Origin of the sequence: Clostridium fermenticellae (assembly GCF_003600355.1) — a bacterium.
GTDB classification, from domain to species: Bacteria; Bacillota; Clostridia; order Clostridiales; family Clostridiaceae; genus Clostridium_AV; species Clostridium_AV fermenticellae.
In genome coordinates, this window is record NZ_CP032416.1 from 2466862 (window position 1) to 2479864 (window position 13003).

10 protein-coding genes are annotated in these 13003 nt (G+C 31.2%); 1 reads left to right on the top strand and 9 read right to left on the bottom strand.

The annotated features are described in order from the left end of the window. Positions 1-73: 73 nt before the first annotated feature. The 5 genes from galE to D4Z93_RS11460 all read right to left on the bottom strand — a co-directional run bounded on the left by galE (position 74) and on the right by D4Z93_RS11460 (position 7324). Entirely contained in the window at positions 74-1066 is a 993-nt protein-coding gene (gene galE, locus D4Z93_RS11440; protein WP_119973651.1) for a UDP-glucose 4-epimerase GalE, read from the bottom strand. Positions 1067-1244: 178 nt separating this feature from the next. Beyond that, positions 1245-2552 (bottom strand): acetyl-CoA hydrolase/transferase family protein, encoded by a 1308-nt coding sequence (locus D4Z93_RS11445; protein WP_119973653.1) that lies wholly within the window; start codon positions 2550-2552, stop codon positions 1245-1247. 312 nt (positions 2553-2864) lie between these two features. Next, entirely contained in the window at positions 2865-4235 is a 1371-nt protein-coding gene (locus D4Z93_RS11450) for an APC family permease (protein ID WP_119973655.1), read from the bottom strand. A 202-nt stretch (positions 4236-4437) separates the two neighbouring features. Continuing rightward, positions 4438-5802 (bottom strand): aspartate aminotransferase family protein, encoded by a 1365-nt coding sequence (locus tag D4Z93_RS11455; RefSeq protein ID WP_119973657.1) that lies wholly within the window; start codon positions 5800-5802, stop codon positions 4438-4440. Positions 5803-6208: 406 nt separating this feature from the next. Beyond that, positions 6209-7324 carry a 4-hydroxybutyrate dehydrogenase gene (locus D4Z93_RS11460; protein WP_119973659.1) on the bottom strand — a complete coding sequence of 372 codons (1116 nt, stop codon included), beginning with the start codon at positions 7322-7324 and terminating at the stop codon, positions 6209-6211. Positions 7325-7636: 312 nt separating this feature from the next. On the opposite strand from D4Z93_RS11460, the gene D4Z93_RS11465 reads away from it, so the two are divergent. Further along, positions 7637-9304, top strand: a complete 1668-nt coding sequence (locus D4Z93_RS11465; protein ID WP_162920301.1) for a sigma-54 interaction domain-containing protein — start codon at positions 7637-7639, stop codon at positions 9302-9304. Positions 9305-9465: 161 nt separating this feature from the next. Here the strand turns inward: D4Z93_RS11465 and D4Z93_RS11470 are convergent, their stop codons facing one another. From D4Z93_RS11470 to D4Z93_RS11485, 4 genes are all read right to left on the bottom strand, one after another. Continuing rightward, complete coding sequence (locus D4Z93_RS11470; RefSeq protein ID WP_119973662.1) at positions 9466-10833, bottom strand: hypothetical protein; 1368 nt, start codon at positions 10831-10833, stop codon at positions 9466-9468. Between the two features lie 208 nt (positions 10834-11041). Further along, the gene (locus tag D4Z93_RS11475; RefSeq protein ID WP_119973663.1) at positions 11042-12346 is read right to left on the bottom strand and encodes an acetyl-CoA hydrolase/transferase family protein; all 1305 of its coding nucleotides are present in this window, start codon (positions 12344-12346) and stop codon (positions 11042-11044) included. A 44-nt stretch (positions 12347-12390) separates the two neighbouring features. Further along, on the bottom strand, positions 12391-12654 hold the full coding sequence (locus D4Z93_RS11480) for a hypothetical protein (RefSeq protein ID WP_119973665.1): 264 nt from the start codon (positions 12652-12654) through the stop codon (positions 12391-12393). A gap of 16 nt (positions 12655-12670) precedes the next feature. Then, positions 12671-12949: a NifU family protein gene (locus D4Z93_RS11485; RefSeq protein ID WP_119973667.1), complete on the bottom strand. Its 279-nt coding sequence runs from the start codon at positions 12947-12949 to the stop codon at positions 12671-12673. Positions 12950-13003: the final 54 nt, after the last annotated feature.

Below are 13003 nucleotides of genomic sequence, written 5' to 3' on the forward strand. Positions count from 1 at the left end.
ACATATATATATTAACCTTTATCCATTAAATAATTATAGTGATTACTTTCATTATATGTTATTATATTCCATTTTAGTCTTTGTATCCTTTAGGATGCTTTTCATGCCAATTCCATGCAGTATTTATTATACTATTAAGGGAATCATATTGTGGTTTCCACCCTAATTCCTTTTTTGCCTTTTCAGATGATGCTATTAAAATTGCTGGATCGCCAGGTCTTCTTTTTGCAATCTCAGCCTTTATATTTTTTCCAGTAACTTTTCTAGCCATTTCAATTACCTCTTTTACAGAAAAACCTTTTCCATTTCCAAGATTATATTCAGAACTCTCTCCTCCTCTTTTCAGTCTCTCAAGTGCAAGAAGATGAGCTGATGCCAAATCCGTAACATGAACATAATCCCTAATACAACTGCCATCAGGTGTATCATAATCATCACCAAATATCTTTATCTTTTCCCTCTTTCCAGATGCTGTTTCAAGAATAATAGGGATCAAATGAGATTCTGGATTATGATCTTCACCTATTCTTCCACTTTCATGAGCTCCAGCTGCATTAAAATATCTAAGAGCAGTATATTTGATTCCATAGGCTCTATCCGCCCACTTAAGTATTTTTTCAACAGCTAGTTTTGATTCTCCATATGGATTTACCGGAGATGTTTTATCTGTTTCAACTATAGGAGTATTTTCCGGTTCACCATAAGTTGCGGCTGTAGATGAGAAAACTATGTACTTAACATCATAATTTTTCATTGCCTCCAAAAGATTTATTACTGAAATTATATTATTTTCAAAATACTTAAGCGGATTTTTAATACTTTCACTAACTAAAGAATATGCTGCAAAATCTATTACGGAATCTATATTGTTTTCAAAAAAAACTTTTTTAAGTATTTCCTTGTCTCTCAAATCACCGAAATAGAACTTTGAATTTTCCTTATCTACGGCTTCTTTATGCCCTTTTTCAAGGTTATCCAATATAATTACATCTTTATTATTTTCTATCAAATAAGCCGTCATATGACTTCCTATATATCCTGCTCCTCCACACACTAAGATTGACATACAAAACACTTCCTTTAAAATGTTATTTATTATTTACAATTATATCACAGCTGATTCAATCATTAGATTAACAAATGAAAAACAAAATTAATAAATATTAAACAGTTTTTTAATAAATAAAGAGTGCTTAATAAATTACAATTTATCAAGCACTCTTTATTATACAGATTTCTAAATTTTATTTTTTATAACTGCATTTGAAAGTTTCTTCATATGCTGCAATTAGTTCTTCTCTAAACTTGGGATGAGCTATATTTATCAAAGCTTCAGCCCTTTGTTTTAAAGTTTTTCCTTTGAGCTGTGCAATACCGTATTCGGTTACAACATAATTTATATCATTTCTAGATGTTGTTACAGGGGTACCAGTTTGTAAAAGTGGTACTATTCTAGAAACCTTTCCTTTAGCTGCAGTAGACGGCATAGCAATAATTGATTTACCATCTTTTGCCATACTAGTACCTCTTATGAAATCAATTTGTCCACCAACACCGCTTATTTGCTTTCTTCCTATACTTTCTGCACAAACTTGTCCCATTAAATCTATTTCTACACATGAATTTATAGATACCATTTTATAATTTTGCATTATAACTCTAGGATCGTTTACATAATCTACTGGATATGACTCAACCATAGGATTATCATCTATGTAATCGTATAACTTTTTAGTTCCCATAAAGAATGCTACAACTGATTTACCTTTATGAATTGTCTTTCTTTTATTTGTAATTACACCTGCTTTTGCAAGTTCAACTACCCCATCGGATATAAGTTCCGAATGTATTCCCAAATCCTTTTTATCTTTTAAGAATAATAAAACAGCATCGGGAATAGCGCCTATTCCGAGTTGAAGCGTTGACCCATCTTCAACTAATGATGCACAATACTTTCCTATAGCTTTCTCAATTTCTCCTATATTAGGTTTTTTCATCTCTGGTATTGGATATGATGTTTTCACCATATAATCTATATCCGATACATGTATAGAACAATCTCCAAGTACTCTAGGTGTATTTTCATTTATTTCTGCAATTACAATCTTAGCACATTCAAGTGCTCCTTTGATGTAAGTATTTGAAACTCCAAGGCTGCAGAATCCATGTTCATCCGGAACACTAAGTTGCACAAGAGCTACATCGACTGGCAGATAACCCTCTTTAAACATTCTAGGTATTTCATAAAAAAAACACGGTGTATAATCTGCTCTTCCAGAATTCACTGCATCTCTTGAACCGCCGCCAACAAACAGTGAATTATATTTAAAATACTTCTCCATTCCAGGCTGTGCATATTCACATTTTCCAATAGGAAGCATATGGTCTATTTCCACATCCTTATAATTTTCCTTATTTTCTACTAAAGCCTTCATAAGTTCTACTGCTTCTCCAGCACCCGGAGCTAGTACAACCCTATCACCAGATTTTATTTTAGAAACAGCTTCCTTTACACTTACAATTTTATCTTTGCACAATTCTTCCCAATTCATATCATTTATCATCCTTCCATAAATTATATAATTGACATATAAAACCAAAAGTAATAATCTATAAAATTGTTAAAAAAACTACAATTATAGGTGATAAGTAAAAAGCACATAATTACTCTAGTATAACCATCACCTATTTAATTAAATTGTATTACTATTTTTCTATTTATTCAAAATTGGTTTTAAATTTTATTTACCTAAATTATACTGTTAAAATCAAATACTTGTCAAATATATAAACATATCTAAAAATAACTCTAGAATGCTTAATAAATGCATTTCTAGAGTCATAAATAATAATCACACCATGCCTTATACTCCTATTTGAGGTGGTAATTCTCTAAAGATTTTAGTTTTATGTGCAAGATAGATAAATCCAAATATCAGCCAAATTATACCGCATGTCATCTGTATAAATCCAAGTTGTGACCAAATTGCAAGGCATACTGCAGCCCCTATAATCGGCATAATTAAATATCTAACAATATCCATGCCCTTCCTTTTTTTGCTCCTTACAAAATAATGTGCAATAACCGAGAAGTTTACCATAGCAAATGTAAGTAATGCTCCAAAATTTAATATTCCTGTAGCAATCGCAAGTGGAACAACTATCGCAAGCAAACTTATTGCTCCTATGATTAAAATACTGTAAGTCGGAGTCTTATATTTAGGATGTAATCTTCCAAATATTTTAGGTGGTAAAATTCCATCCCTCCCCATACCATAAAGGACTCTGGATGCAGATGTGACACCTGCAAGTGATGATGCTAGAAGTCCTGCACTGAAAACAATAGTAAAAAATGCTTGAAGCAACCCGGAATTGTAAATTCTTCTTATTAATTCAACAGAGGCTGACTCTTCGTTAAGTATTTGATTAAAAGCCTGAGGCCATGCCAATTGCAGAAAATAAGTTATAATCACAAATCCTGTACCTGCAGAAATACAAGAAATTAAAATAGCTCTTCCTACATTCCTTTCAGGATTAATGGCTTCCTCACTTAATGTCGATATTGCATCAAATCCGAGAAAAGAAAGTGCTAAAATTGATCCACCTGCCAATATAGCAGATATACCAACTCCAGGCTTATTAAACTCTACCGGGTTAAAATAAGCATGGAAATCAAATAATGTACCAGCTCCACCGCCTCCTAAAACATATTTAAACACAAATCCCAGGAATACTACCAGGAATAATATTTGAAGCCAAACAATAGTGTTATTTACAATAGATGCTAGTTCAATGCCAAGATGATTTATTAATGTGACAAACATTATTGCCACTACAATAAATACCCAGGATGGAATAGCTGGTATTAGAGCTGAAAGATAAATTCCTATTACAACATAATTTAACATTGGTAAAACTATATATCCAAGTAAAACAGCCCATCCTGTTAGGAAACCAATATAAGGATTCATAGATTTTGTAACATAAGAATAGGCTGCTCCTGCCACAGGATATGCCTTAACCATTCTTGAATAGCTAAAAGCTGTAAACCCCATTGCTATAGTCGCAACCGTATATGTTAATGAGATCATACCATGAGTTGTTTTAGTCGCAAGGCCATAGGTTGTAAAAATTGTAAGAGGTATCATAAAAGCTAATCCATAAAAAACCAAAGAATTCAATGTTAACACACGTTTTAGTTTAGGTTCTTCTGTATGTTCATTTTCAACACCCATTTTATATTTCCCCTTTCAATATATTTAATCTTAATCATGCGAATTTTGTGAATATTTAAACTATATTTATACTTTCCTATATCTATATATAATTAGAGCCCATATTCACTAAACAAAATATTTATTTAATCCCGCAAAATTTTAGCTAATATCTCTTTTTAGGAATGTGGACTCTTAATAGTAAATTCAGGTATATAATTTTCTACTTAACTGACAAATTATTTACAATAGCCTTTTCAAATATTTGAAGACCAGCCTCAGTTTGTTTATCAGTCATACATAGTGGAGCCAATAATCTTATAGCATTACCATAAGTTCCACAGCTTTCAATTATCAAACCCATTTTAGCTGCATCTTTAATTATTGCACTTACTATTGCTGGATTTGGTGTTTTTGATTTCTTATCAGTTACAAATTCTATACCAAGCATAGAACCAATACCTCTTACATCACCAACAACATCATATTTATTCTCCCATTCTTTATATCTCTTAGATATTGTTGATCCAATTTTACGTGCTTTTGCCGGAAAATCCTCTCTTTCCATAATTTCAATAACCTTTAATGCAGCTGCGCAGCCGAGTGGATTTCCTCCATAAGTACCGCCTATTGTTCCAACTGGAACTCCATCAAATATTTCTTTTCTGGCTGTAACTGCACTAAATGGTATTCCACAAGCTATTGATTTAGCCATTGTAATAATATCTGGCCTGCACCCTGCTTCTGCCCAATATTCTGTAGCAAACATTCTTCCAGATCTAGAAAAACCTGTTTGAACCTCATCAGCTATAATCATTATTCCTTTTTCATCACATATCTTTCTAACCGCCTTTACCCACTCTATAGGTGCCGGTACGAATCCTCCTTCTCCCTGAATCGGTTCAAAAACTATGGCTGCACAATATTCAGCCGGAGTTGCTTCTATAAATGTGTTTTCTAATTTAGCTGTATAATAGTCAATAGCTTCTGATTCTGTCATTCCATCCGGCCTTCTATACAAGTATGGAAAATCAGCCCTGTAAACACCGTCCGGGAAAGGTCCCTGTCCAATTGCATAACCCTTTTTACCAGTCATAGCCATCGTATAATTTGTTCTTCCATGAAAAGCACCTGAAAAAACAATTATGTTAGGTCTCTTAGTAAAAGCTTTAGCAATTTTTACAGCATTTTCATTTGCCTCTGAACCACTGTTTATAAACATCGTATTTTTTACATTACCTTTTACCGGAACAATTTCATTCAGTTTTTCTGCAAGTTTTACATATCCTTCATGTGTAGTAATATTAAACATTGCGTGACAGAATCTATTAGACTGTTCTCTAATAGCTTCAAGCACTTCAGGATTGCTATACCCAAGATTAGTTACTCCTACTCCTCCAACCCAATCAAGAAATATATTTCCATCAGGGTCTTTAAACATAGCACCTTCTGCTGTATCAATAACAGCTGGATAATTACAATTAATTGCTACTGGACATGCTTCTGATCTCCTATCTATAATAGCCTGACCTTTAGGTCCTGGAACTGTTCCAGTTATAATTTTCGGTAACTCATTTCCTAATTTCATTTTTAAACCCCCTTAAATCTTATATGTTTTGTCCACCTCTAAATCCGTATAAATATTGATCTCTTAGTCAGTTCCTTATTGCTTTCTCTCTGAAATCCTAAACATCATTAAAGCTGTGAATGCATTCAAATATATAAATCAGCAAAAATAATGCCAAAAATAAAAAGTTAGACATTTATGATTTTATAATGTTTTAGATCTATATACATTGTATTTTAATTCACTTTTGAATAATAAAAAGATTCCATACCTTATCTCCTAAATATCAAATTAAGTATTATAGCAAAGTATTCATTCGTGAATAGAATTTTTCAAAAATGAATACTTATTCATAATATAAAAAAATGCCCCTATAAAAGGGGCACACAAAATATATATAAGGTTTTATTATGTTATAGTAAAACTTTTAAAACAGATTTTTATATATTGATACAATCTCTTCTCGAGAAAGTGGAACATAATTATTTACTAATAGCCTTTGCTGTCCGGATATTACACTATCTGTAAAACTCTGAATTTCTTCTTTTTTCATTCCATATTCTCTTAATGGTTTTCTAGCAAGTAATTTATCTAATATATTTGATAATGATTCATACACATTTGAAATATCACAATTCAATATATTTGCTAATATTCTATTTATATTTTTAATCTTACCTTCAGGTTTCTTTTTATAATATGTTTTAAACACTTCAATAAACATTTGGTAATTTGCTTCTCCATGCGGAACATGATAGCTTCCTCCGAGAGGATATGACAGTGCATGTACAGCTCCTACTCCCGCATTTCCAAAAGCTATGCCAGCATAATTACTTCCTATAACAAAGTCTTCAATGATTTGAGTTCTGTAATCCTCACCTTTTTTAAGTATCTGCATATATCCTTTTAAAATTAATTCAATTGCCCTGACACTGTATAGTTCAGTGTAAACATTAGCCTTAGGTGATACATATGATTCAATAGCATGAATTAATGCATCTATAGAACTTGTTACAAAGAATTTAAATGGAAGTCCCTTTACCAGTTCAGGAATTAGTACTGCGTAATTTGCATACAATTCATCTACCGCAAGCCCCATTTTAGTATGTTTCTCTTTTATTTCGGCTATAGATACATTAGTAACTTCTGAGCCGGTACCACATGTAGTCGGAACAATTATAAGTTCTTTGTCCTTAACTATTGGAACTCTTTTCTCAAATAAATCTAAAGCATCATCTGTACACTTTAACGAAAGAAGCTTACATATGTCTATAACAGTGCCTCCTCCTATTGCAATAATTCTTTTATAACTCTTGCCGTGCATAGCACTCATAATCGAATTGATCATAACATTTGATGGTTCTCCCGAACCATACCTTTCCTGAAATACAACATCTGCCTTTAAATTAAGATTACCCATAGATGGTTTATATATATACTCATTCGTTAATATAAAATCCCCTTCACCTATATTGAAAAATTCGGCAAATTCCCTGCAAGTATCAAACTTATGAATTTGTGGTTTTATCTCAAGCAATTTCACGTTACAACACTCTCCTATCTTTTTATAATTTTATATTATAATAAGCAAATTCATTGCCAATATAAGTTTATCATTTTAATACTTCAAATCCTAGTATTTAATTTTTTGGTAACTAATTACACTTATTAGATAAAAAAATAAAGGAAAAAATTTCTTTATGTTGAATATATTATATGTAATAGTACATATTTGCATGTTTGTATTTAAACAAATCTATCTCACAATATTTAATTAAACCCTACTGCTTACCATCCAATGAATGGACTAATATTATTAGTTTATTTAAAAAATATTGCTGAGGGGGCATTTAAATTGGATGATTTAATGAAATCGATAAATATTCCGGCAATACTTTATAAAACTACAGAACAACTCATAATTCCTAATGAAAGCGCAGATAAAATATTAAAGAATAATCTTTCTATTAAAAAAAGTTTGGAAAATACACTTAAGTACTTCTCAAAAGAAAACTTTATGGAATATATGGATAATATCTATATAATTGGGGAAAATGAAAATCTTATTTTTTTGTATTGCTTACAATTTGACAATTGTTCAGAATTTAAAATCATAATTATACAGGATATAAGTATGTCATTGGTAAACATAATAAAAAATCAGAGCACTTATATGCTATTAGATTTTATAAGAAATAATAATATAGATATTATTACAACAGACAAAGATGGTATTATATTGAATATTAGCCCTTTCTTTGAAAAATTCTATAATGTAACTAGTAAAGAATTACTAGGTAAAAGCGTTTTTGAATTAGAAAATATGGGCGTATTTTATCCTTCGGCTGCATCTAAAGTGTTAAAAACATCTCAAATAATTACTATGCTGCAAAAAAACAAAATGGGGCGTAAAATTTTAGTAACGGCACTTCCAATTAAGGATAGCAATAAAAATATTTCTAGAGTTATTTGTTTTTCTTATGACATAACTGATTTATTTAAAATTGAAGAACAAGTTAAAATTTTAGAAAAGAACGCCAAATTATATATAAAAAATTTAAAACATATAGAAAATAAAAAAATAAATTTTTCTAATGTAATTGGAACTGGAACTGAAATGCAGGAAATATTTAAGCTCATCACTAAAGTAGCAGATTTTGATGTTAATATTCTTATAACTGGAGAATCTGGGGTTGGAAAAAATTATCTTGCTAAATTAATTCATAATATTAGCAAAAGATGTAAATCTCCTTTTATAGAATTGAACTGTGGTGCTATACCAGAAAATCTACTTGAATCAGAACTTTTTGGATATGAAAGTGGTTCATTTACGGGTGCAAAAAAACATGGGAAAACTGGTTTAATAGAATTAGCTCAAAATGGTACACTTTTTTTAGACGAAATAGGAGAATTACCGTTAAATCTACAGGTTAAATTACTCAAAGTTATTCAGGATAAGACTTTTAACAGAATCGGAGGTACAAAATCCATAAAAATAAACTTTCGTCTAATAACAGCCACTAATAGAAATTTAAAAGAATTGATTAAGCAAAAGAAATTTCGAGAAGACCTGTTTTATAGATTAAATGTAGTTAGTATTAATATTCCTCCTCTAAGAGAAAGGAAAGAAGATATATCATACCTCATACTACATTTTGTAGATAAGTTTAATAAGAAATATCATTTAAGCAGAAAATTTTCAGAATCTGCAGTAAATGATCTAGTAAAATATAATTGGGTCGGCAATATAAGAGAATTAGAAAATGTAATTGAAAGATCTTTACTAATATCTGAAAACAATATTATTTCTGAAGATTCTCTGCCAAAAAATATACGTGAAAATAACAAATTAAACTTAGAAAAAAATAATACCCTTCATGAAAGACTTGATAATTATGAAAAGCATATTGTATTAAACGCCTTCAAAAAATATAAAACAACTGTTGGAGTTGGTAAAGCCTTGGGAATTAGCCAGGCTACAGCAGTAAGGAAAATTAAAAAATATATACATGACTATCATTAAATTAATAAAAGATTAAAATAATATAGCGGCTGCTTTTAGTTCGGCAGCCGTATTAACATATATTATTTAAAATGTAGTTATAGCCACATATTATGATGATTCTTCAACTTATCAGACAAGTATCATGTTTAGATTCTTTAGTACAATTTTTTATAAATCAATTAAGCACTTTTTTCCTCATTATTAAAAATATTAACATCATATTCTTTTTTATTACCAAGCAATATCAGAAGACAGAGTACTATACCTACTGCAAGTCCCCAAGCAGCCCCTTTTGCTATAATTACAGCTGCCATAATACCTGCAATTCCAAGATCATTTATAGTTTTAGCCTTCAGGACACCTATCCTGACTGAAACATATCCCTGTATTAACATTGTTAATGCCATAGCTATATTTAGTATAGGAGTAACAAGAGTAACTATAGGCAATAGAAAATATCCAGTCAAGGTACCAAATCTAAAAGAACCGGCACCCCCATTTATAGAGTCCATTGCTTTTCTTCCATGTTTATATCTGTCGCATACAACAACCTGCATTGCTGCCCAAAGAGGTCCACACATGGTTATATCTGGTCCTATAACAGACATTATTATATTACGCAGTCCAAATATCAAGTGAGTTCTATTAGGATTATAATCTATTACTTCATCCTTTCGTACCTTACCTGCATCCTCCAGTAAAGCTTGCGCCTGAATCATTTCACCAAATAGTATTATGTATGCTGAAAATACCATCGGAATTGCATTTATAAACATCTTGAGTGGTGGAAATCCTATGCTCCAAAATGTCCAATTACTCCAAAGTTCACCATATGCCGGTTGTGAAAAGCCCCATTTAATGGCCGGAATTACAGTTTCACCAACAATAGGACCTACAATTACAGCTAATATCATTACAGGTAAAATTCCTAAATTAGAAATCATCTGAAGTAATTTATTTTTATTTCTTATACTCTTAAATTGATTTGAAAATAGAAGATAAAATCCTAAACCTATACATATAGTAATAGTCCATGGATAACTTTCAAATTTCCCACCTTTTCCAAATACAGTATTTACAGCTGCCAATCCTGCTCCCATTATTATTCCAGCCTGCATTGCATTTGGAACAAGTAAAATTACCTTTTTCCCAAGTCCAGTAATTCCTAAAAAAGCAGCTAATATACCAAGTGACATCTCAAATGCGATCAATGCTTGAACCCTTTCCGGTCCCATAGGATAAGTACTAACATATAACATTAAAAGTGGTATAGCCGGTGTAACCCATCCTGGTACAACAGGATCTCCCAAGAATACATGTGCACAATAAAGCACTCCATTGAGTGTTACAATTGCTAATGCAACATTAAACGGCATTCCAAGATACTGCTGCAGCATAGGTATAGCTGCAAGACAAACTGCACACATCAAAAGTCCTTGAATGTAGTCCGATATCTCAAATCTATAATGAATTCCCGGAATACGTATTTTAAAAGGGCCCGCAGGTATAAATGGCTGTTCTTTTCCTTCTTCTCTTCGTAAACTCATATAACACTCTCCTCAATCAATTTATTTTTCGTGTTTCTTTATGAAATCGTTATCATTATGTTTTAAGTATATATTGTATAATTACTATAATAACTAATAAACTAATTTAACTTATCATATAGTTATAGTGTTTATTATAAGCAAAGGTTAGGACAAATCTTATTATATTAACCTTTACTTATATAAACAAATACTTTAGTAATCTTTATTATAAAAACTTACAATTAAACCTTATTTCATATTCTTTTATCAATTCTTCTCTAAAATCTGGATGGGCAATATTTATTAATTCACATGCTCTCTGTTTTAATGTTTTTCCTTTAAGTCTTGCAATTCCATATTCTGTAATAACATAATCTACATCATTCCTTGAAGTTGTAACTGCTGCACCTTCATCTAGTAATGGAACTATTCTTGACACCTTGCCTTTAGCAGCTGTTGATGGTATTGCAATAATTGATTTACCATCCTTAGCCATACTAGCTCCCCTTATGAAGTCTATTTGTCCACCTACACCACTTATCTGCTTCAAGCCAATACTTTCAGAGCATATCTGACCCATTAAATCAACTTGTACACAAGAATTTATAGATACCATCTTGTAATTTTTCATTATAACTGTAGGATCATTTACATAGCTTACTGGATAAGCTTCCACCATAGGATTGTCATTTACAAAATCATATAATTTCTTTGTACCCATAAGGAATGTAACAACTATTTTCCCTGGATGCAAAGTCTTCTTCTTATTTGTGATTACTCCTGCATCCACAAGATCAACAACTCCATCCGATATCATTTCTGAATGGATTCCAAGATCTTTTTTATCCTTTAAAAACAACAATACAGCATCCGGAATAGCACCTATTCCAAGTTGCAAAGTAGATCCATCTTCGATAAGGGATGCACAATATCTTCCAATAGATTTTTCAACATCTCCTATTTTAGGTGGCTTTAACTCTATTATTGGATGAGATGTTTCAACTATATAGTCAATATCTGACACATGTATAAATGAATCTCCCATTGTTCTTGGCATATTTTCATTTACTTCTGCAATTATAAGTTTTGCACAATCTGCAGCAGGTTTACTGTAATCATTTGATACTCCAAAACTGCAAAAGCCATGTGCATCTGGTCTGCTTAACTGAACCAAAGCAACATCTACCGGCATATAGCCCTCTTTAAACAACCTTGGGACTTCATAAAAGAAACAAGGTGTGTAGTCTGCTCTAGCAGAATTAACAGCTTTCCTCGTACTAGCACCTACAAATAGTGAATTATGGATAAAGTGTTTTTCCATTCCTTCATTTGTATATTCACCTTTTCCCATAGCTACCATATGAACTATCTCAACATTTTCATAATTGTCCTTATTTTTAACCATTGCATCTATAAGTACTGAAGGTTCTCCAACTGCATGACTAAGGACAACCCTGTCATTTGATTTTATCTTAGATACTGCTTCTTCTGCACTTACAAGCTTACTTTTATATATCTCTTTCCAATTCATAAAATCATTCCTTTCATAACATGGATAAATATAAAAGCTAGTTTTTATATTAAATATTTATTTAAAATTCTTTTGACCATGTAATAGTCATCTTTGCATGTAACTAATATTTTTTCATAGTTAAATTTAAGATCTAAATGATCTGCACAACAACTTGTACATCCACATAAAACTATAATTATATCATAAGTTTTACTAGAATCTACAACTTCAAATTTGCGTTTAAAATCTCTTTCCAATGAATATAAAAATTGCTTTCTATCGTATTTGGAATTACATCCTCCACAATATTTAACCCCTACATTCAAACTTTTCACCCTGTACTTATTTATTTTTTGACAGTATCTTTCTTGCCATATCAAGTGTCTCATCACTCAAATAATCAACTAATTCAACTTTTTTGATTTCCGGTATTTCAGCTTTTAAAGAAGTTTCAACAATCTCCTCAACAGTATATTTTGCAGATAAGCACCCGCTACATTTACCAAGAAGTTTAATTTTTAATATACCATTTTCAAAATCCAGAACTTCAATATCCCCGTTATGTCCACTTAAATACGGCCTTACTTTTTCATCAATAACCTTAGAAATTTTTTCATACATAATTATTACATCACCTCATTTTTTTAGGAGGTGGGGTGAAAAACACCCCTATGT

Coding starts and splice junctions, on each gene's coding strand:
- galE (WP_119973651.1), bottom strand. CDS start 1,066: ATGTCAATCTTAGTGTGTGGAGGAGCAGGATATATAGGAAGTCATATG.
- D4Z93_RS11445 (WP_119973653.1), bottom strand. CDS start 2,552: ATGAATTGGGAAGAATTGTGCAAAGATAAAATTGTAAGTGTAAAGGAA.
- D4Z93_RS11450 (WP_119973655.1), bottom strand. CDS start 4,235: ATGGGTGTTGAAAATGAACATACAGAAGAACCTAAACTAAAACGTGTG.
- D4Z93_RS11455 (WP_119973657.1), bottom strand. CDS start 5,802: ATGAAATTAGGAAATGAGTTACCGAAAATTATAACTGGAACAGTTCCA.
- D4Z93_RS11470 (WP_119973662.1), bottom strand. CDS start 10,833: ATGAGTTTACGAAGAGAAGAAGGAAAAGAACAGCCATTTATACCTGCG.
- D4Z93_RS11475 (WP_119973663.1), bottom strand. CDS start 12,346: ATGAATTGGAAAGAGATATATAAAAGTAAGCTTGTAAGTGCAGAAGAA.
- D4Z93_RS11485 (WP_119973667.1), bottom strand. CDS start 12,949: ATGTATGAAAAAATTTCTAAGGTTATTGATGAAAAAGTAAGGCCGTAT.